This window comes from Halopseudomonas sp., assembly GCF_036961105.1.
Classification (GTDB): domain Bacteria; phylum Pseudomonadota; class Gammaproteobacteria; order Pseudomonadales; family Pseudomonadaceae; genus Halopseudomonas.
Genome location: NZ_JBALWW010000002.1, coordinates 175947 through 194868, shown reverse-complemented (window position 1 = coordinate 194868; position 18922 = coordinate 175947). Strand labels below are relative to the sequence as shown.

The 18922-nt window shown below is 60.2% G+C and carries 19 protein-coding genes; 4 read left to right on the top strand and 15 right to left on the bottom strand.

The genetic code is table 11. The annotated features are described in order from the left end of the window. Nucleotides 1–2: 2 nt before the first annotated feature. From rsxD to V7756_RS03665, 7 genes are all read right to left on the bottom strand, one after another. Nucleotides 3–1070 (bottom strand): electron transport complex subunit RsxD, encoded by a 1068-nt coding sequence (gene rsxD / locus V7756_RS03695; RefSeq protein WP_335608804.1) that lies wholly within the window; start codon nt 1068–1070, stop codon nt 3–5. After that, nucleotides 1070–3457 (bottom strand): electron transport complex subunit RsxC, encoded by a 2388-nt coding sequence (gene rsxC, locus V7756_RS03690; protein WP_335608803.1) that lies wholly within the window; start codon nt 3455–3457, stop codon nt 1070–1072. Before rsxC ends, rsxD begins: the two co-directional genes overlap by 1 nt. Next, nucleotides 3457–4038, bottom strand: coding sequence for an electron transport complex subunit RsxB (gene rsxB, locus V7756_RS03685; protein WP_335608802.1), 582 nt, complete (start codon nt 4036–4038; stop codon nt 3457–3459). Before rsxB ends, rsxC begins: the two co-directional genes overlap by 1 nt. A gap of 2 nt (nt 4039–4040) precedes the next feature. After that, nucleotides 4041–4625 (bottom strand): electron transport complex subunit RsxA, encoded by a 585-nt coding sequence (gene rsxA / locus V7756_RS03680; protein WP_092288309.1) that lies wholly within the window; start codon nt 4623–4625, stop codon nt 4041–4043. A gap of 110 nt (nt 4626–4735) precedes the next feature. Next, nucleotides 4736–6790, bottom strand: a complete 2055-nt coding sequence (gene metG, locus V7756_RS03675) for a methionine--tRNA ligase (RefSeq protein ID WP_335608801.1) — start codon at nt 6788–6790, stop codon at nt 4736–4738. A gap of 151 nt (nt 6791–6941) precedes the next feature. Next, nucleotides 6942–7412 (bottom strand): DUF2214 domain-containing protein, encoded by a 471-nt coding sequence (locus tag V7756_RS03670; protein ID WP_335608800.1) that lies wholly within the window; start codon nt 7410–7412, stop codon nt 6942–6944. Between the two features lie 33 nt (nt 7413–7445). Beyond that, a complete protein-coding gene (locus V7756_RS03665; protein WP_335608799.1) occupies nt 7446–7862 on the bottom strand; it encodes a DUF6152 family protein in 417 nt (138 codons plus the stop codon). Between the two features lie 321 nt (nt 7863–8183). Here V7756_RS03665 and V7756_RS03660 point away from each other — a divergent pair, with 321 nt between their 5' ends. Then, entirely contained in the window at nt 8184–9734 is a 1551-nt protein-coding gene (locus V7756_RS03660; protein WP_335608798.1) for an MFS transporter, read from the top strand. Nucleotides 9735–9879: 145 nt separating this feature from the next. Next, entirely contained in the window at nt 9880–11016 is a 1137-nt protein-coding gene (locus V7756_RS03655) for a glutathione S-transferase family protein (RefSeq protein ID WP_335608797.1), read from the top strand. 3 nt (nt 11017–11019) lie between these two features. On the opposite strand, the gene V7756_RS03650 is transcribed toward V7756_RS03655, so the two are convergent. Next, nucleotides 11020–11829: a substrate-binding periplasmic protein gene (locus V7756_RS03650; protein WP_335608796.1), complete on the bottom strand. Its 810-nt coding sequence runs from the start codon at nt 11827–11829 to the stop codon at nt 11020–11022. A 284-nt stretch (nt 11830–12113) separates the two neighbouring features. Here V7756_RS03650 and V7756_RS03645 point away from each other — a divergent pair, with 284 nt between their 5' ends. After that, entirely contained in the window at nt 12114–12992 is an 879-nt protein-coding gene (locus V7756_RS03645) for a beta-1,6-N-acetylglucosaminyltransferase (RefSeq protein ID WP_335608795.1), read from the top strand. A gap of 69 nt (nt 12993–13061) precedes the next feature. On the opposite strand, the gene V7756_RS03640 is transcribed toward V7756_RS03645, so the two are convergent. The 3 genes from V7756_RS03640 to V7756_RS03630 are packed head-to-tail and all read right to left on the bottom strand — an operon-like array spanning nt 13062 to nt 14684. Next, nucleotides 13062–13463: an SRPBCC family protein gene (locus V7756_RS03640; protein ID WP_335608794.1), complete on the bottom strand. Its 402-nt coding sequence runs from the start codon at nt 13461–13463 to the stop codon at nt 13062–13064. A 9-nt stretch (nt 13464–13472) separates the two neighbouring features. After that, nucleotides 13473–14054 carry a pyridoxine/pyridoxamine 5'-phosphate oxidase gene (locus V7756_RS03635; protein ID WP_335608949.1) on the bottom strand — a complete coding sequence of 194 codons (582 nt, stop codon included), beginning with the start codon at nt 14052–14054 and terminating at the stop codon, nt 13473–13475. 21 nt (nt 14055–14075) lie between these two features. Next, nucleotides 14076–14684 (bottom strand): phosphoribosyltransferase, encoded by a 609-nt coding sequence (locus V7756_RS03630; protein ID WP_335608793.1) that lies wholly within the window; start codon nt 14682–14684, stop codon nt 14076–14078. Nucleotides 14685–14746: 62 nt separating this feature from the next. On the opposite strand from V7756_RS03630, the gene V7756_RS03625 reads away from it, so the two are divergent. Further along, the gene (locus V7756_RS03625) at nt 14747–15310 is read left to right on the top strand and encodes a phosphoribosyltransferase (RefSeq protein WP_335608792.1); all 564 of its coding nucleotides are present in this window, start codon (nt 14747–14749) and stop codon (nt 15308–15310) included. Nucleotides 15311–15326: 16 nt separating this feature from the next. On the opposite strand, the gene V7756_RS03620 is transcribed toward V7756_RS03625, so the two are convergent. The 4 genes from V7756_RS03620 to V7756_RS03605 all read right to left on the bottom strand — a co-directional run bounded on the left by V7756_RS03620 (nt 15327) and on the right by V7756_RS03605 (nt 18891). Then, nucleotides 15327–15770 (bottom strand): hypothetical protein, encoded by a 444-nt coding sequence (locus V7756_RS03620; protein ID WP_335608791.1) that lies wholly within the window; start codon nt 15768–15770, stop codon nt 15327–15329. Between the two features lie 80 nt (nt 15771–15850). Then, entirely contained in the window at nt 15851–16243 is a 393-nt protein-coding gene (locus tag V7756_RS03615; RefSeq protein ID WP_335608790.1) for a PAAR domain-containing protein, read from the bottom strand. Between the two features lie 196 nt (nt 16244–16439). After that, complete coding sequence (locus V7756_RS03610; protein ID WP_335608789.1) at nt 16440–16991, bottom strand: hypothetical protein; 552 nt, start codon at nt 16989–16991, stop codon at nt 16440–16442. 217 nt (nt 16992–17208) lie between these two features. Beyond that, a complete protein-coding gene (locus V7756_RS03605; protein WP_335608788.1) occupies nt 17209–18891 on the bottom strand; it encodes a methyl-accepting chemotaxis protein in 1683 nt (560 codons plus the stop codon). Between the last annotated feature and the right edge of the window lie 31 nt (nt 18892–18922).

Genomic DNA, 18922 nt, shown 5'->3' with positions numbered 1-18922 from the left:
GCTCAGTCCGTTTTGCCCATGCCGCGCTTGGCCTTGCGGTGACCGTAGGTGCGGGGCGTGCTGTAGTAGTCGATGGTCGGTGCAGCCAGGTTCATCAGCAGCACGGCAAAGGCCACGGCATCGGGGTAGCCACCCCAGGCGCGAATGCAGTAGACCAGTATGCCGACGCCGGCGCCAAAGATCAGCCGCCCCAGCTTGCTGGTGGCGCCTGAGACCGGGTCGGTGACGATGAAAAAGGCGCCCAGCATGCTGGCGCCGCTGAGCAGATGGAACAGCGGCGAGCCGTTGGAGCCCGAACCGCTGCCGTTCCAGAACAGCAGGCTCATGACCGCCAGGGCGCCGAGCATGCCGACCGGCGCGTGCCAGGTATAGATGCGCTTGTACAGCAGGGCGATGCCGCCGGCCAGATAGGCCAGGCTGACCCATTCCCAGCCGTGGCCGGCCAGGCTGCCGAATACCGGCTTGCTGGCTTGCAATTCGCTCATGGTGAGGCTGGTATTGGTCTTGAGCACATCCAGCGGCGTGGCCATGGTCCAGGCGTCAATCGCCTGGCTGGCGGGCAGGAATATGCGTGCCAGGCCGTCAAACAAGCCAAGCGTGGCCTGCACATCGGGCAGCACGGACTCGACGCCGCGCCAGGCCGGCCAACTGGTCATTTCGACCGGGAAGGAGATCAGCACCACGGCATAGCCCAGCATGGCCGGGTTGAACGGATTCTGACCCAGGCCGCCATACAACTGCTTGCCAAACACGATGGCGAAGGCAGTGGCTACCAGCGTCAGCCACCAGGGCGCGTAGGGCGGCAGGGCGAGGGCCAGCAACCAGGCGGTGACCAGGGCGCTGCCATCGCGCAGGTAGAAGGCAATGGGACGTTTGCGAATCCACAGGATCAGGCTCTCGACCGTTAGCGCGACCAGACTGGCGAAGCAGATATTGATCAGGGTGCCGAAACCGAAGAACCAGGTCATGGCCAGCACGCCGGGCAGCGTGGCGCCCAGCACCCAGAGCATAATGGTCTGGGTGTGGTTGTTGCCCTTGGCGTGGGGCGAGGTCATGCGTACCAGAGCCATCAGTCGGTCTCCTTGCTGGCCATGTAATCGGCGAAGGCCTTGGCAGCGGCATCCAGTTTGGCGCGGGTGGCGGTGAGCTGTTCCTGCGCGGCAGTGGTATCGGTCTGTGCATCCTTGGCGGCCTGCAGTTCGCGCTCGGCGCGTTTGAAATCGGCTTTGCAGGTGGCGAGATTGGTTTTCAGTTCGCGCAGATTTTCATCCACCGGTTTCTTGTCGACCTTCTGACGTTCGGGCGGCGCAATGGGGCTGCTGTTTTCAGCTTCATGCAGGGCCTGCTCGGCAGCGGAATAAACCTGTTGCTGGCTTGTGAGCTGGGCCTTCAAACTCTCGTCGTCCGGATTGTTGGCCAGTTCGCGCTCGGTCTTTTTAACTGCCGCACGGGCCATCGCCAGGTCCAGTTTGGCTTTCTTCAGGTTCTCATCGACCGGTTTTTTGGCAACTGGCGCAGCAGGTACCCGCGCCTCCGCGGCCTCGGCCTCTTCGCGCAGTTTGGTCAGCTCCGCCTGTTGCTCGGCGCTGGGGTTGTCACCCGCGGCGCGTTCGGCCTTCTTCAGATTGGCGCGCAGCATGGCGGCCTCAATCTTAAGCTTCTTGGCATCGTCCGCACCGGCCACGGGTTCTGCCGCGGGCTGGGTGGCGACCTCGCCCTGGGCCTTGTCGAAGGCTTCCTGCGCTTCGCGCGCGGCTTGTTCCAGCTCGGGTATCTGCGCCTGCAGGTCGGTGTTGTCCGGGTTGGCAGCGAGCTGCTTGTTGGCTTTTTTCAGCGCCATCTGCGCGGTAGCGGCAGCGATCTTCAGCTGCTTTTGCTCGGGGCTCAGGCCGCTGGGTTTCTGCGCTTGCAGGCGCGCTACGTCTGGTTCGGCAGAGGCGCTGTCGCTGCTGTCGCTCTCGGCGCTTGGCTTGGCGGCTTCGGCTTCCTTGGCCGCCTTCAGGCGTGCGGCTTTGTCTGCCCGCGCCTGACGATCACGTTCCTTCTGCTCGGCTTCACGTTGCAGGCGCTCCTGGCGGTGCTCAAAGCGCTGCTTGGAGTGATCGGCCTTGTGCTGCTGCAGGTCGAGCGCGCGGATGTCGGACTTGGCCGCACGGTAGTACTGCACCAGCGGAATGCTGCTGGGGCAGACGTAGGAGCAGGCGCCACACTCGATGCAATCAAACAGATTCTGCCGCTTGAGCTGCTCGTAATCCTTGCCCATGGCGAAGAAATGCAGCTGTTGCGGCAGCAGCTCCGCCGGGCAGGCCTCGGCGCACAGGCCGCAACGGATGCAGGGCTGCGCCGGGGGTGGCGGTGGCAATTCATCGCGGGTGCCGGCCAACAGGCAGTTGGTGGTCTTGATGATGGGCGCAGCGGTGCTTTGCAGGGTAAAGCCCATCATCGGCCCGCCCATCACCAGACGGTACAGGCGCTCGGGCTGCAGGCCGGCAAACTCCAGCAGGTGGCTGATGGGCGTGCCAATCAGCGCTTCCACGTTGGTGGGATGGCTCAGGGCGTCACCGGTCAGGGTGGTGATGCGCTTGATCAGTGGTTGCCCGAGCAGCACGGCATCGTGGATCGCCAGCAAGGTGCCGATGTTCTGGCAGACCATGCCGATGTCAGCCGGCAGACCGCCGCTGGGCACTTCCTTGCCGGTCAGGATCTGGATCAGTTGCTTCTCGCCGCCCGAGGGGTATTTGGTCGGGAAAACCACCACCTGCAGACTGCTACGATCACCCACGGCAGCACGCATGGCGCTGATGGCTTCGGGTTTGTTGTCTTCAATGCCGATCAGCACCTGCTCGGGGTGCAGAATGTGCTGCAGAATTTCGATGCCGGCAACAATCTGCTCGGCGCGGTAACGCATGGCGCTGTCATCGGCGGTGATGTACGGCTCGCACTCGGTGCCGTTGATGATCAGCGTATGAATCTTCTGCTCGGGCCGCGCCTTGAGTTTTACCGAGGTCGGGAAGCCGGCGCCGCCCAGGCCGCTGATCCCTGCCTGGCGGATAACTTCCAGCAGCGTCGCGGCTTCCAGTTCGTGATACTTGCCAATGGGCGCGAGCTCGATCCATTCGTCCTGGCCATCTACCTCAAGGGTGATGGCCCACTCTTCCAAGCCGGAGGCGTGGGGGTAGGGCGCCGGGCCGATAGCCGTGACTGTACCTGAGGTCGGCGCATGCAACGGGCAACTGATCATGCCGCTGGCTTCGGCGATCAACTGACCCTTGAGGACACGCTCACCGATTTGCACCGACGGCTCGGCGCGGGCACCGAGATGCTGTTGCAGCGGCAGAATCAGTGTGCCGGGCAGCGGCACCGTCTCAATACCGTGGCGAGTGGACTGCTGCTTGTTCTCCGCAGGGTGAATACCACCGGGAATGTCCCAGATGCGAATGGGGCTGGCAGCGGTCATCAGGCAGCTCCTCGCTGGGCATCGGTAGCAATCACGGCAGCGCCGGGCAAGGGAAAGTCCCACTTCCAGTTCTGCGGTGTGGTCGGCAGCGGCAGCATGTCAATGCAGTCGACCGGGCAGGGCTCCACGCACAGGTCGCAGCCGGTGCATTCATCCACGATTACCGTGTGCATCTGCTTGGCGGCGCCAAGAATGGCGTCGACCGGGCAGGCCTGGATGCACTTGGTGCAGCCGATGCATTCTGCCTCGCGGATATAGGCGACCATCTTGGGCTTTTCTTCGCCGTGCTCGGCATCCAGTGGCAGTACTTCCACATCGAGCAGGTCGGCCAGCGCCTGAATGGTTGATTCACCGCCTGGCGGACACTTGTTGATCGGCTCGCCATTGGCGATGCCTTCGGCGTAGGGCTTGCAGCCGGGGTGGCCGCACTGACCGCACTGGGTCTGCGGCAACAGATCGTTGATCTGATCAACGATGGGGTCGCCCTCGACCTTGAAGCGAATGGCGGCGTAACCCAGGATGGCGCCGAAAATCAGCGCCAGGCCCAGCAGAACGACTACGGCAGTGAGAATCATCGACATGCTTACAACCTTATCAAGCCGGTGAAGCCCATGAAGGCCAGTGACATCAGCCCGGCGGTGATCATGCCGATGGCCGCGCCGCGAAAGGGGGTGGGCACATCGGCAATGGCGATGCGCTCACGCAGGCCGGCAAACAGGATCAGGATCAGCGAGAAACCAATGGCCGCGCCCAGACCATAGGTAGCCGATTTCATGAAGGTCTGTTCGGCGCGGTTAGTGTTCAGCAGGGCGACGCCCAGTACTGCGCAGTTGGTAGTAATCAGCGGCAGGAAGATGCCCAGTACCCGGTAGAGAAGGGGGCTGGTCTTGTGCACGACCATTTCGGTGAACTGCACGACCACGGCGATCACCAGAATGAAGGAAATGGTGCGCAGAAACTCCAGATCCAGTGGCACCAGAATGTACTGGAAGGTCAGATAACTGAGGATCGAAGCCAGGGTCAGCACAAAGGTGGTGGCGGCCGACATGCCAATGGCGGTTTCCAGCTTGCCGGACACGCCCATGAACGGACAGAGGCCGAGAAACTGCACCAGCACAAAGTTGTTGACCAGAATGGTACTGACCAGAATGAGGGCAAATTCAGCCATGTTACCCAACCCCATGTGTGGAATCGGCGTGCGGTTCTGCTGACCACTGCGGCCGATTCCGGCTAATCAGAGCGGCAAGGCCGCTCCCGGTTTTGTCGTTATGCTCGGTGTTACTTGACCCGCTGGCCCGGCTTGGCGCCTTCATCGGGGCTCAGCAGGAAGATCTCTTCGCCGCCAGGGCCGGCCGCCAGCACCATGCCTTCGGAGACGCCGAACTTCATCTTGCGCGGCGCCAGGTTGGCCACATAGAGCGTTAACCGGCCTTCGAGCTTGCTCGGGTCCGGGTAAGCGCTCTTGATGCCGGAGAACACGTTGCGCTTGGCGTCGCCAATATCCAGCGACAGGCGTAGCAGTTTGTCGGCACCTTCAACGAACTCGGCCTTTTCGATCAGCGCAACGCGCAGGTCAACGGCGGCAAAGGCGTCGAACTTGATCTCGGCTTCCAGCGGTTCCTTGCTCAGTTCGCCGTTACCGGCTGCGGGCGCAGGTGCTTCGCTGGCGGCGGCCAGATCTTCCCTGGAGGCATCGATCATGGCTTCAATCTTGGCCGGTTCAATGCGCGCCATCAGCGGTTTGAAGGCGTTCAGCTGGTGGTTGGCCAGCAGCGTCTGGTGATCATCCCAGCGCAGCGGCGCCACATTCAGGAAGGCTTCGGCATCAGCGGCCAGGTGCGGCAGCACCGGCTTGAGGAAGATCACCAGCTGGCGGAACAGGTTGACGCCCAGCGAGCAGATGGCCTGCACCTCGTCCTGCTTGCCGTCCTGCTTGTTCAGCGACCAGGGCGCCTTGTCAGCGATCCAGGCGTTGGCCTTGTCGGCCAGGCCCATGATCTCGCGCATGGCGCGGGAGAAGTCGCGCTTCTCGTAGGCATCGGCAATCAGCGGCGCACCAGCGGTAAAGGCGGCGGTCAGCTCGGGTGCCGGGTTGGCATCAACCATCACGCCGTCGTTACCCTTGTGGATGAAACCGGCGCAGCGGCTGGCGATATTGACGACCTTGCCGACCAGATCGGAATTGACCTTCTGCACGAAGTCTTCCAGGTTCAGATCGAGGTCTTCCACGCCACGGCCCAGCTTGGCCGCGTAGTAATAGCGCAGGTATTCAGGCGACAGATGGTCCAGATAGGTGCGCGCCTTGATGAAGGTGCCGCGCGACTTGGACATCTTCTGGCCGTTGACCGTCAGGTAACCGTGCACGTTGACGGCGGTCGGCTTGCGAAAACCCGCGCCTTCCAGCATCGCAGGCCAGAACAGCGTATGGAAGTTGACGATGTCCTTGCCGATGAAGTGGTACAGCTCGGCGGAGGAGTCGGCATTCCAGAAAGCATCGAAGCTCAGTTCCGGGCGACGCGCGCAGAGGTTCTTGAAACTGGCCATGTAGCCGATAGGCGCGTCGAGCCATACGTAAAAATACTTGCCGGGCTCGCCGGGAATTTCAAAGCCGAAGTAGGGCGCATCGCGGCTGATATCCCACTCGTGCAGGCCGCTGTCGAGCCACTCGGCAATCTTGTTGGCGACGGCTTCCTGCAGGGTGCCGCTGCGGGTCCACTGCTTGAGCATGTCGCTGAAGTCTTGCAGGCGGAAGAAGAAGTGCTTGGAATCCTTGAGCACCGGCGTGGCGCCGGAAATGGCCGAGCGCGGGTCTTTCAGCTCGGTCGGCTCGTAGGTGGCACCGCACTTCTCGCAATTGTCGCCGTACTGGTCTTCGGCCGCGCACTTGGGGCAGGTGCCCTTGATGAAACGGTCGGCGAGAAACATCTGCTTCTCGGGATCGAAATACTGGGTCACCGAACGGGTGCTGATATGGCCAGCTTCTTTCAGACGTTCGTAGATCAGTGACGACAGTTCGCGGTTCTCGTCCGAATGGGTCGAGTGGAAGTTGTCGAAATCCACCAGAAAATCGGCAAAGTCAGTGGAATGCTCCAGCTTGACGTTGTCGATCAACTGCTCCGAGGTGATGCCTTCCTTTTCGGCGCGCAGCATGATGGCCGAGCCATGGGCGTCGTCAGCACAGACGTAGATCGCCTGATGCCCGCGCAACTTCTGGAAGCGAACCCAGATGTCGGTCTGAATGTACTCAAGCATGTGCCCCAGATGGATAGAACCATTGGCATAGGGCAGGGCGCTGGTAACGAGGATCTGACGAGTTTGGCTATGGCTGGGCATGGATCTGCAGTTTCTGTTGGTGACGGAAAAAGGGTGAGAATGATAGCAGAGTGGGGCGGGCGGGGGTATGCCGGGCATAGTCATTGGCTGGCGATAGACAGGACCCCTCGTTTCGCCGGTGAGCAGCCTGTGGCTGAGTAGACCTGGCCGATCAGGCAAAGCCGATCCATCTGCCGGCAAGCAGAACACTGAGCCAAAGGGCAATCGAGGCCGCAGCCTGCAGTTTGGTCCCGCTATTCGGCTGGCTGCCGGGCCCGCTGCGTGGCCGCATGCGCCAGTGCAGCAACGCGGCGTTGGCCACGGCCAGCGCCAGCAGGCCCAGCTTCAGCTGAAAGGCGCGATTGTGCGCATACTGCTCGGCATTGACGCTGAACAACCAGAGCCCGGTGAGCGCTACTAGCATCAGCCCGGCTGCGGCCATGCGGCTTAGCACAGTCCAGAGCGGCGGCAGCGGCACTGAGGCAAAAGCGCCCAGCAGGCGCAGATCGAGGGTGACTATGCAGCCGACCAGCAGGCCCAGCGAGGCGATATGGGCCGCATTGACCAGAATGTAGGCCAGCGAAACATCCCGCAGCCATTGGGCCGGCGGCAGCGCTTGTATGGCTGCCCAGAGTTCGTCCATGGCGGGGCTGATCCAGCCAGCAGCCGCGTGGCGTTACTGGATACGCTCGGGATAGATATCGTAGGTCTTGTCGTTCACCTTTATCTGTACCGCCTTCATGCGCAGTTCTGACTGATCCTTGCTGCGGTTGCCAATCGCGGTAACGCTGTCGCCGACGCTGGCTGAATCCTGGTTGAAGCCCGAGCGCTCGGTGTTGCGTGGATTGCCCAGCTCTACGCGCCAGGTGCCTTCGTCGGTTTGCACTTCCAGCCATGGGTGCGGTGGCGCGATCTGCAGCTCAAGAATCTCGCCGGTCAGCTCCATCTGCTGGTCCTGCGCCCAAGACCAGCCGTGATGCGCCAGCGCCGCTGAAGTCCAGAGGGCGGCCAGCAATGCCAGACCCAGGGCGAGTGGATGGGTGACCGAGCGCATAGGCGAAAACAGTTTCCAGCACATGCGGGGATTATTCATGCCGTTCTCCGGTTAGGTTGGTCAGGTCCCTGACAAGTTTCTGATCGTGCGAAATGATTCTCGTGCATACATGCATAGAGCCTGAGTATAGGAAAGGCTGGGCTGGGCCTGCCGCTCAGGCGCCACGGGGTTGTATCAAGATACGTCGCGCCGAGTGCCTGTTTTTTATTGCATACGGCTGTCGAAACGCCGCGCCTCAAGCGACTTTGCCTGTAGCCGTTCAGCAATAACCGCTGTACCGCCGCAGGTAGCTGCAGCTGTATCTTGCGCAACTGCGAACGCCGCTCTATAAGACATATCCTTTCACCGGACCCATAGCTGATGACCTCACAGATTCTGGCAGATGCCCCAGGCGCACCGCGCGCCAGCCGCCGCGAATGGTTTGGCCTGGCCGTACTGGTGCTGCCGACCTTGCTGCTGGCACTGGACATGACGCTGTTGCATCTGGCAGCGCCGCACCTCAGTGCAGACCTGCAACCGACCAGCTCGCAGCTGCTGTGGATTCTGGATATCTACGGCTTCATGGTGGCCGGTTTTCTCATCACCATGGGTACTCTGGGTGATCGCATAGGGCGTCGTCGTGTGCTGTTGGCCGGGGCGCTGGCCTTTGGCCTGGCGTCGATAGCCGCCGCTTTCTCGACCTCGGCGGGCATGCTGATTGTCACCCGGGCCTTACTCGGCGTGGCGGGCGCAACGCTGATGCCTTCGACCCTGTCGCTGATCCGCAACATGTTCCATGACGAGCGCGAGCGCACGCTGGCGATCACCGTCTGGATGACCGGCTTTATCGTGGGTAGCGCCATAGGCCCGCTGGTCGGCGGCATCATGCTCGAGTTCTTCTGGTGGGGTTCGCTGTTCCTGCTTGGCGTCCCGGTGATGGCGCTGCTGCTGCTTGCCGGGCCCCTGTTGCTGCCGGAGTGCCGCGAGGCGCAGGCAGGGCGGCTGGACATACCCAGTGCTTTGCTCAGCATTGCAGCGCTACTGTTGATTATCTACGGGCTGAAAGATACCGCTCGCGACGGTTTCAATCTGCTTGCCGGCATGTCGGTGCTGGCTGGTTTTGCACTGGCGCGGGTGTTTGTGCTGCGCCAACGGCGGCTGGCCGATCCCATGCTGGATCTGGCGCTGTTTCGCCGCCGCGCGTTCACTGTCTCGGTGGTATCCATGTTGTTGGCCATATTTGCGCTTTCCGGCGCCTGGCTGATGATCTTCCAGTACCTGCAGGGTGTCGCGGGGCTGAGTGCACTGGACGCCGGTCTGGTGATGCTGCCGGCGGCAGCGCTGCAGACGGCGGCTTCGCTGTTGGTGCCACGCATTGCCCGTCGCCTGAAACCCTCGGTGTTCGTCAGCCTTGGGCTGGTGATGGCCACCGTGGGGCTATTGGTTTTGTTGCTGGTGCACGGGCGCGAAGGCGTGGCACTCATGGTGCTGGGGACGGTGCTGCTGGGTGTCGGCATCATGCCGGTAATGATTCTGGGTACCGACCTGGTGGTTGGCTCGGTACCACCGGAAAAGGCCGGCGCGGCTGCAGCAACATCGGAGACCGCCACCGAGCTGGGCATGGCGCTGGGTATCGCGGTGATTGGCAGCATAGGCGCGGCAATCTATCGGCAGCACTTGAGCGAAGCTCTGCCTGCCGGGCTCACCCCGGCGCAGGCCGAGATAGCCAGCGATACGCTGGGCGGGGCGTTGGGCGTCATGCAGCAGTTGCCCACCGAGACGGCTGCGGCTTTGCTATCGGCTGTACAACAGGGCTTTGCTGACGCCCTGCATGCCAACGCGCTGATTGGCGCTCTAATAATGGCGGCCACGGCACTGCTCACGTCCGTCTACCTGCGGCAGGCCAAGCTGGAGCCTGCGCCGGCAGAATAGTCGTCGTAGCGCCCAGGCTTACAGCCGACCCCGGCTCTACGGCCCGGCCAGATCAGCAGAGAAAATATGGCTATCCGGGGTTGCCGTCGGGCTGGAAGATCGCTAGGTTCTGAGGCTGTCTTCTAACCATAACAATGGATCTGTCATGTCCAGCGACAATACCCCCTACATTCTTTATGGCCTGCCGCACTCCCTGTATACCGGCAAGGCGCGCTGCTATCTGCGCAATCAGGGCATCGCCTATATCGAACGGCCCACTTCCCACCCTGACTTCACCCAGCGCATCCAGCCGCAGATCGGGCGGGGCATCATCCCGGTGCTCGAGACGCCGGAAGGGCAGGTGATTCAGGACACCATCGACATCATCGATTATTTCGAGCAGCGCGGCGTGAGCTACCCGGCTTATCCCGGTACGCCTTTGCAGCGCGTCGTTGCGGTGATCGTCGAGTACTACGGTGGCCAAGCGATGCTCAAGCAGGCGATGCACTATCGCTGGTCATATCGCATCGAGCAGGAAGCCTTCCTGTTTCACGCCTTCAGCAGCGGTTCTGACCCGGAGCTGGCCAGCAAAATCATGGGCCGTATGAACTCCTATTTACCGCGCCTGGGGGTAAATGAGCAGAGCGTGCCGCTGATTGAGCGCTCCTTCGAGACGCTGCTGGATTTGCTGGAGGCGCATTTTGCCGAGCATGCCTACCTGCTAGGCGGCCGACCTTCGATTGCCGACTATGGACTGATTGGCCCCATGTTTGCTCATCTGGGGCGCGATCCGGTGCCAGCCGGCATCATGAAACGGCGTGCGCCGCGGGTTTATCGCTGGGTAGAGCGCATGACCGCGCCGGGGCTGGATGTGGTGGAGTACGCCGATTACCCTGCCGAGTTCTGCGCCGATGATGAACTGCCGCGCACCTTGGAGCCGGTGCTGCGGCATATCGCGGCGGATATCTTTCCCGAGCTGACCGATAAGCTGGCATTCCTGGAAGACTTTGTAGCGCGTATGCAACCAGCCGACGGCAGCCCGGTGTCGGATAAGCCGCAGGTCCGCCAGGTTGGCATGGTCACAACGCATTACCATGGCGCGGCTATTGAAGTGGGAGTGGAGCCCTACCTCTGCTATGTACTGCAGCGCGCTACCGATACCCTGCAGCAACTGCCTGCCGAACAGGCAGAGCGCGTTATGACGCGACTGGCGGAGTTGGGCCTGGAGGCCGCCGTGCCGCGCAATCAGCGCTGTCGGGTGGCGCGTGAGAATAACCTGGAGGTATGGCGCAACGTCGAGTAAGGCTCAGGGTTCTGCCCAGTGTACCGAGGTGGGCGCCGGTTCGAGCGCTGGTGCTGCAACCTCGGGTGCTGGCGCTTGCTGAGCGGCCAGATGCCGCGCCAAGGCGGCGTCCAGCTTGTCGGCAATCAATTGCGCCTGTGGGTTGCGCAGAGAAATCACGTATACCAGCGGCCACTCGTCAAGCGGGTTGCAGCGCGTCTCGCGCAGGGGATAGTCCTGCAATACCTGTTGCATGGGGTGACCGTAGCTGATCAGGTATTGACCGCGCCCCTTGACCAGCAATTCCATCGCGGCTGCATGATCCGGCGCTACTATTGGTCGGTATTGCGCCTGATCAAACACCTTTTCCAATTGCCCCCGATAGGTGTAGCCGCGAATCAGCACCAGTTGCTTGTCCGCCAGCTCGTTGGGGTTGTTGAGCACCGGCTGGTCGGGTAACGAGAAAGCGCAGAGTTTGACGCTGATGCCGAGCGGTTTGGATGAAAGGGTAAAGTTCTGCAGGGCCGGCACTGCCGGCGAACCTGGCCAGAAGTCGATATCGCCAGTACTCAGGCTGTGATAAATCCGGTTGATGGGGTAATTGATCCAGTTGATTTGATAGCCGCTGTCGGCGGCCAGCGCATTGGTGAGATCGATGATGCTGCCCTGGGCGTTGCCATCGGCGTCTGTATAAGCAATAGGCGGGAAGGTGATATAGCCTGCATTGAGCACCGGCAGATCATTTTGCGCATATGCCTGCCCGGCCCACGCGAGCAAGGCAAACAGCGTGGCGGCTACAAATGAAGACCCAGACTGCAATGAAGGATGAGTCATATTCTTATTGTTTTTTGTCGGGTGTAATTGGGGTGTAACAAACCAAGACTAGTCGGGTTTTGAGAGCTGGTCGAGCTATGGCATCTCGATTGGCCTTTGTCAGGCCCGGTTGCCACGTCTGTTGCAGATCATTGGCACATTTACCTGCACGCGGTCATTGCAAACGCCCGTTTCGCCCCCATCAAGTCGGGGACAAGAATGCGCCTTGCCAATGGGTACCCTCTACCAAATCGGAACAGGAGCGCGGTACTGTCACTATTCCTGTCTCGTTCAGGAATATTATTATGATTGCCTACCTCATTCTGGTGCATCGGTATCCAGAACAGTTCAAGCGCATGTTCAAGGCCATTTACCACCCGCTGAATCACTACCTCATTCATATCGACAAGAATTCCGGTAGCGAACTTTCAGAGGATATTCAGCGGTTCCTGAGTGATTATCCCAATGCCCGTACGCTGAAACCGGAAAAGGCGCTCTGGGGTGGCTACAGCCTGGTGAATATCGAGCTGCGTGGTATCGCACAGCTACTGGAAGAGAATAGTTCCTGGACTCACTTCATCAACCTCAGTGGTCAGGATTTTCCGCTGAAAACCCAGGAGTTCATTCGTCAGTTTCTAGGCAAGCACCCTGAACGCGAGTACATCCTGGCTGCCAACCAGCAGGACGTACGCCCGGACACCATGCACCGCGTGCTCGACATCTGCTTTGAACTGGGCAGTCGCATATTCCGGCCTAATCTGTCACGCAAGTTTCTCAAGGGCGTGACACCGCACATAGGCACGCAGTGGATGATTGTCAGCCGGCGTTTTTGTGAGTTCGTATCCACCGCAAAGGAAGCCAAACGCTACAAGCGGTTCTATAGAAACAGCTTCATCGCCGATGAGGGCTTCTTTCAAACGGTAATGATGAACAATGACTGCCACGGGCAGATAATGCAGGACGATCTGCGGCTGATTGACTGGATTCCCGACGGCGATATCAAGCTGCGGCCGCGTACCTTTACCTCAGCCGACTCTGCTCATCTGATTGCCAGCCATCATCTGTTCGCCCGCAAGTTCGACGCCACCGAAGATGATGCAGTGCTCGGCGACATCGAGCGGCATCTGCAGGCGGTGCCGGCGTTCATCCGCCAACCCTTGGCTGAACCGGCGATGCTCTGCTGATCTTATCGGCCCTGTCGACAGGGGCCGTTCTCTGGCACCCAGTTGCGAGGCACTATCGCAGTAGGTACTTCAATGCGGCGCTTCGAGCAATTCCTTGAGCCGCTTCAGATCCGTCTCTATCGCCAGCTTGTCCGTAGCGAACTGATCGTCGCTCATCTCGGGCTGGCGCAGCAGCGTGAAGATGAACTCGCTACCCGCGCCATTGGCAATGACTCGCATGGGGTTGTGGAAAGTCTGGCCGGATTCGAGTTCGACGTCGTGATCCATTACGCCGAATGCGTTGGGCTCGGCAAATGTTATCTTCACTGCGCCAAAGGGTGCCTGCGCTATCCAGGCATCGCGCTGCCAGCGGATTTCGGCAGTGGCCAGACCGGTAGCCCAACGCGGCAGGTTCAGCGGGTTTGAGGCGAAGGCATAGACCTCGGTAGGGCGCCGAGCGATGAAGAGGCTGATGTGCGTCGCTTCAAACATGGGGTTTCCTCAAGGTTGCAGCAATATCTTGCGCCAGGCATCGTCTTGTATCTCATAGCGTTCACGCAGATGGAGCCTGCTTTCGCGGAACGTCAGGAACTCTACGCTGATCGGCTTTACCCGATAACCACTCCAGTATTCTGGCCTGGGTATTCGGCGTCCGGCCCATTGGGTATCACATTGCTGCAGTCGATCGATCAGTTCTGCCTCATCGGCCAGCGCTTCGCTTTGCGCAAAGGCGACGGTGGTGAGCCGGGCGCAGCGATCTCGGTGTTCCCAGAACTGATCTGCTTCAGCATTCCGGAGTTGCTCAGCATGGCCCAGCACGCGCACCTGGTAGCCTAGGTGGTCCCACCAGACGGTGATGGACGCCTTGTTGTTGTATTGAAGATGCTGGCCCTTGGCGGAATCAAGGCGGGTACAGAACACAAAACCCTCGCGGTCAACGGCTTTCAGATCGACAAAACGGCCGCCGGGAAATCCCCTCTCATCAAGGGTGGAGAGGCAAATTGCGTTTTTCTGCCGCAAGGGGCTGTCTGTTCGCGCCTCGCGCCACCATCGTTCGAACTGGTCTATTGGATCATCCATGATCGCTGTCTCTGCAGAGTCGGTTTATTTGACCGAGTCCAGAATCGGACTCAGATATGGCTTGTGCTCATCTATATCGGCGCGGCTGAGGCCGTTCATCTCGTAGGGGAAAACCAGCCAGTCCTCGGTGGTGTGCAGGCAGAAGTCAGGCTCCAGTTCGGTCTGTCTGGCGCCGAGGCGCTTGTACAAGGTTGCTATGCGGGTGTCAGTCGGCATGTTGCGTTTGAGCTGTTGCTGCAGTTTGTTGAGTACTGCCTGCATGCTGTGACCGGTACCGAAGGCGTCATCGACGATCAGCAGGCGATCGTCCTGGTTGATGTTGTCGAGCAGGTAATGGGTACCGTGCACGCGGATTTCGGCCTCCGGGGAGGCGATCATGGCGTCATAATGGTCCATGCCCCGGTAGGAGGTGCGCAGCGCGATATGGTCGGTCTTCACGCCCAGGGTTTGCAGGCATTCCTGCACGTAAATGCCGACGGCGCTGCCGCCGCGCCACAGACCCACAATGAAGTTGGGGCGAAAGCCGCTTTCGAATACCTGCACGCCGAGACGAAAGGCATCTTCGATCAGCTGGTTTTCGTCGAGAAAGCGGCGAGGGCGAGCGGTTTTTTGCGTGCTGCTGGGTTGGGTCATGGCTTGCCAGAGGGCTCCGTCTGGTGGGACTATGTCGCGAATTCACAAACGCTAACGGTCTTATGGCTGATAAACAATACCTCAGTGCACAAAGCCTGCTGGAAGATGCCTTTCATCTTGGTGCGCAAGTGCTGAATTCGGGCTTTCGTCCAACCTTCATCATTGCCGTGTGGCGTGGTGGCGTGCCCATGGGCATCGCGGTGCAGGAGTTTCTCGACTACCACGGTGTGCACACCGACAACATCGCCATCCGCACCTCCTCCTACCACGGCATTGATCAGCAGAGCAGGGAAGTGCGGGTGCACGGCCTGAACTACTTGGTCAAGCACGTGACCCACGAAGATTCGCTGCTGATTGTCGACGATGTGTTCGATACCGGCCGCTCGGTGGAGGCCATCATCCAGGAACTGAAGAGCAAGGCGCGGCTAAATACCCCGCACGACATCCGCGTGGCGGTGCCCTATTACAAGCCGAGCCGCAATGAGGTTGATTGGGAACCGCACTATTACCTGCACAGCACTGACGCCTGGCTGAAATATCCGCATTCGCTGGAAGGGCTGACAGTGGATGAGATCAAGGCCAATCGCCCCGTGTTGTATGAGATTCTGAAGCCGAACTTGCCTTGATATTGCCGTTCTGAGGTTAATTTTCGACGTTGATAATGTAGGCGTCCTGGCGACGAATGAAGTCATCGTACTCAATTGAGTTGTAGATGCTCAGGCATGCAATCATGGGATTTTTGCGTTCCTGTGATTGAGTCTGGGCATGGGTAGTCGGATAGACCCTGGCGATGAATTCCGCAGTGGACTGATAGGGGTCGTGGGTCACGTCCAGGATTTCTTCGTCTTGCTGTATAAAATGCGCACCGCTACCCATGTAATGATAGGCAGCGCCGGCAGCGGCAAGGTCGTCATCGAGGGGCTGGCTATCCCGGTATGCCGCGTCGAGGCAGCGCACAAAACCATAGTTTTTGAGCGAGCTCCTTGCCTGTTCGGTTGTCGCCTGTTCCATGGTCGTCGCGACAGCTGTGGTCGGTGGCGCGAGCAGAAAAACGATTGCAATGCCGAGTATGCTGGTGGTTCTCACTATTTCAATTCCAGTACAAAATGTGCTTTGGCGATACCGCCGGACTGTCCAAGGCATGGCTGCGCGGATTCTGGTGGTCGCTACCGTGTAACGCGGTATGGCTTTCGCCGTAGCTCCAGTACAGTCGGCTCACGGATTTTGCGGGTCACTGGCCTGCGGCGGTCTCGGCGGCGGCTGGCGCTGCCAGGCCGCCCCCCTAAGAGCCGATGCTGACAGTACCCTCGCCAAGCAGTACATTCGAATTTGGCGGACAGCCACAGGCCACATAGTCGCCTGCCCTGGCAGCGAGTCCTGCCGGCAGCATGACGCTTCTCGGGCCCAGCGACGATCTCGCCGACCCCTTTCTTGCACGCGGGACAAGTCGCTTTGTGGCCGACAGAGCTGGCGACCAGACCGTCGAAGTCAAGTCCGCTGTTGCCTTCAATAACAACGCCGCCGGTGGACGTCTTTGAGCCGATTCCTATTTTCAACATACTGATAAGCGCCAAATGTCGTGAGTAATTGTGAAAGGGTCGCTGACAATTGGCTGTGCTTATACGCGGTTTTGCGGCGGGCAAAAACCAGGGGGCCGGTATTCTGCAAAACGCGTCACGCTGCGTGGTCGGTCTTGCCGCAATGTACAAACCCTGCGGCCGGAATAGCGACAGTGCTGAGCTGTTGAAAGGGGAGCTAACCCCTGGGCGGTGCGTAGGTGGAAGAACCTTGAAAGCGCGGGTCTGGCTGACAGAAAGGCCCCTGGGTATAGAACTGTAAAATATCGCGAGTGCGCTTTTGATAGGGCAGGCTGCGGGTTTCGCCGGAGGTGGTAGTGCCGGTTACCGATACATCGCACTGCGTCGAGTTGCCTTCGGTCCTGAGGGTGATGTCGCTAAGCTCCCGGCTGTCGATGGTGGCGGTGATCTCGCATTCGACCGTATCGAGCCCCACTTCGGCGGGCGCATGGCTGATCCATTTGCTCTGGAACGTGGTATAGGCTTTGTGTGGGATCTGTGCCGAGGCTTTGCTGCTGCGCTCGTCCAGCTCAACGCTGATCACGCCGAAGCAGTCGTAGTCATCGTTATAGAAGGTGAGCGTCGGGCGCTTGTCGTTGCCGTTCTCTATCCAGACCTGCAGCTGGCTGGGGGGCAGGGCCCGCTGTGGCATGGATAACGCGCAGCCTGCGGCTGAGACCAGACCCAGGCAAACCAGGGTGAGGGGCATTAGACGAAATTTACTGCGCATGTACAGTCCCTTGAATTGAGTTTTTATACTGTTTCGCCCGGTCCAGTGCTTTCGCTATCTACGCGGGCCGTCCGCCCGGGCATCGTCCGCGCCTGCGCGGGAGTACTATGGACCGCTAATGTATTCAGGGCTACTGCTTCCTTGGCGGTGCGCAGCAGTGCATCCAGAGCCCGCCAAGGGGGCCGATGCACTGCTGCGCCAGCGTGGCCGGCTATGCCTAGATGCGGAATTGCCTTACCAGCGCACCCAGACGCTCACCCAACTCGGACAGACTGCGGGCGGTATTAGCACCGTGTCGGGTCTCTTCGGCAACGCTTTCCACTGCCATGGCGATCTGGTGCACGCTGCGGTTGATCTCCTCGGCGACGGCGGTTTGCTCCTCTGCCGCGCTGGCAATCTGCGCGTTCATCGAGTTGATGGTGCCAATCAAACCGGCAATGGCGTCCAGCGAGCTGCCGGCCTTGTTGGCGTGCTCGCTGGTCAGCTCACCGGTATCGCTGGACTGGCGCATGGATCTGACCGCGCCTTCAGTGCCCTGCAACAGCCGGTCGGTCATGCTTTGAATTTCTTCAGTACTGGTCTGGGTGCGACTGGCCAGCGCGCGCACTTCATCTGCTACCACCGCAAAACCACGTCCTGCTTCACCGGCCCGAGCTGCTTCGATCGCTGCATTCAGGGCCAGCAGGTTGGTCTGGTCGGCAATCGAGCGAATGACGCCCAGCACGCCGACGATGGACTGCACGTCTTCATTCAGCTTGTCCAATGAACCACCGCTGGCGCGCAACTCGGTTACCAGCGAGTGAATCTGCTTGATGCTGCCGTCGACGACCCGCTTGGCGTCCTGGCCTTCACGGTCGGTTTGCTGCGCTGCTTCGGAAGCGCCCTGGGCGCTACGGGCAACTTCATGCGCGGCCGATGACATTTCGTTGATTGCCGCCGCCACCTGGTCTGTCTCATGCCGTTGCTGCGACATGGCCTTCTCCGAGCGTTGTGCCTGCGCGCTGACTTCTGCGACCAGTTGCGTCAGTTGGCCAGTCATGTCCACCGTTTGGCGCACCAGAACATGGACCTTGTCGACGAAGCGGTTGAAGGCGTTGGCCAGGTCGCCCAACTCGTCATTGCTGTCTACCGGCAGGCGGCGGGTGAGGTCACCATCGCCCTCGGCGATATCGTCGAGGTTCTGCTTGAGTCGCTGCAGCGGACGCAGCAGCGTGTTGGCCAGGGCGACGCCTACCACACCAAAGATGATCAACATGACCACGGCCACCAGCACAATGCTGGTCACGATGTTGCGGATACGCTGATCAATCGCCGCTTCGACAGCAGCGACCTGCGTATCAATGTTGTTCAGGTTGATGGCGGTACCTACTGCCATGTCCCATTTCGGCAGGTAATAACTATATGCCAGCTTTGGTACGTACACCGATTCATTGCCCGGCAGGGGGGATGCATAGTTGACGTAGTAGGTATTGTTCTTGGCAACTCGCACCAGCTCGCGGTTGATGTAAACGCCGTTCGGATCCTGGCGGTTGCTCAGGTTGCTGCCGACATCCGTTGGACTGGTGCCGCGGAAAAGACGAACAACATCGGAGTCGTGGGCGAAGAAGTAGCCGTCTTCGCCGTACTTGATTTGCGACAGTATGCGTATCGCTTCGGCGCGGCTAGTCATGTCGCCATCGGCTGATTGCTCGTAGAGCGGCTGAACGGCGCCGAGGGCAATCTGCATGTAGTTCTGCAGCTCGTCGCGGCTTTCCTGCAGCAGCCGTTCACGGGTCTGCTCCACTTCCACTTCGGCCAGGCCTTGCAGGATTTTCACCGCCGCGCCGCTGATCACCAGCGCAAACAGCAGCGTAGGTATCAGAGCCAAGAGAACAACTTTGGTTTTCAATGTGAGGCGCATGGCCGTCTCCGTAAAGTACTTGGGCGGCGCA

Bases quoted from the DNA above. Each gene is read 5' to 3' on its own strand.
- rsxD (WP_335608804.1), bottom strand. From the start codon at position 1,070: ATGGCTCTGGTACGCATGACCTCGCCCCACGCCAAGGGCAACAACCAC.
- rsxC (WP_335608803.1), bottom strand. From the start codon at position 3,457: ATGACCGCTGCCAGCCCCATTCGCATCTGGGACATTCCCGGTGGTATT.
- rsxB (WP_335608802.1), bottom strand. From the start codon at position 4,038: ATGTCGATGATTCTCACTGCCGTAGTCGTTCTGCTGGGCCTGGCGCTG.
- rsxA (WP_092288309.1), bottom strand. From the start codon at position 4,625: ATGGCTGAATTTGCCCTCATTCTGGTCAGTACCATTCTGGTCAACAAC.
- metG (WP_335608801.1), bottom strand. From the start codon at position 6,790: ATGCCCAGCCATAGCCAAACTCGTCAGATCCTCGTTACCAGCGCCCTG.
- V7756_RS03670 (WP_335608800.1), bottom strand. From the start codon at position 7,412: ATGGACGAACTCTGGGCAGCCATACAAGCGCTGCCGCCGGCCCAATGG.
- V7756_RS03665 (WP_335608799.1), bottom strand. From the start codon at position 7,862: ATGAATAATCCCCGCATGTGCTGGAAACTGTTTTCGCCTATGCGCTCG.
- V7756_RS03660 (WP_335608798.1), top strand. From the start codon at position 8,184: ATGACCTCACAGATTCTGGCAGATGCCCCAGGCGCACCGCGCGCCAGC.
- V7756_RS03655 (WP_335608797.1), top strand. From the start codon at position 9,880: ATGTCCAGCGACAATACCCCCTACATTCTTTATGGCCTGCCGCACTCC.
- V7756_RS03650 (WP_335608796.1), bottom strand. From the start codon at position 11,829: ATGACTCATCCTTCATTGCAGTCTGGGTCTTCATTTGTAGCCGCCACG.
- V7756_RS03645 (WP_335608795.1), top strand. From the start codon at position 12,114: ATGATTGCCTACCTCATTCTGGTGCATCGGTATCCAGAACAGTTCAAG.
- V7756_RS03640 (WP_335608794.1), bottom strand. From the start codon at position 13,463: ATGTTTGAAGCGACGCACATCAGCCTCTTCATCGCTCGGCGCCCTACC.
- V7756_RS03630 (WP_335608793.1), bottom strand. From the start codon at position 14,684: ATGACCCAACCCAGCAGCACGCAAAAAACCGCTCGCCCTCGCCGCTTT.
- V7756_RS03625 (WP_335608792.1), top strand. From the start codon at position 14,747: ATGGCTGATAAACAATACCTCAGTGCACAAAGCCTGCTGGAAGATGCC.
- V7756_RS03615 (WP_335608790.1), bottom strand. From the start codon at position 16,243: ATGTTGAAAATAGGAATCGGCTCAAAGACGTCCACCGGCGGCGTTGTT.
- V7756_RS03610 (WP_335608789.1), bottom strand. From the start codon at position 16,991: ATGCGCAGTAAATTTCGTCTAATGCCCCTCACCCTGGTTTGCCTGGGT.
- V7756_RS03605 (WP_335608788.1), bottom strand. From the start codon at position 18,891: ATGCGCCTCACATTGAAAACCAAAGTTGTTCTCTTGGCTCTGATACCT.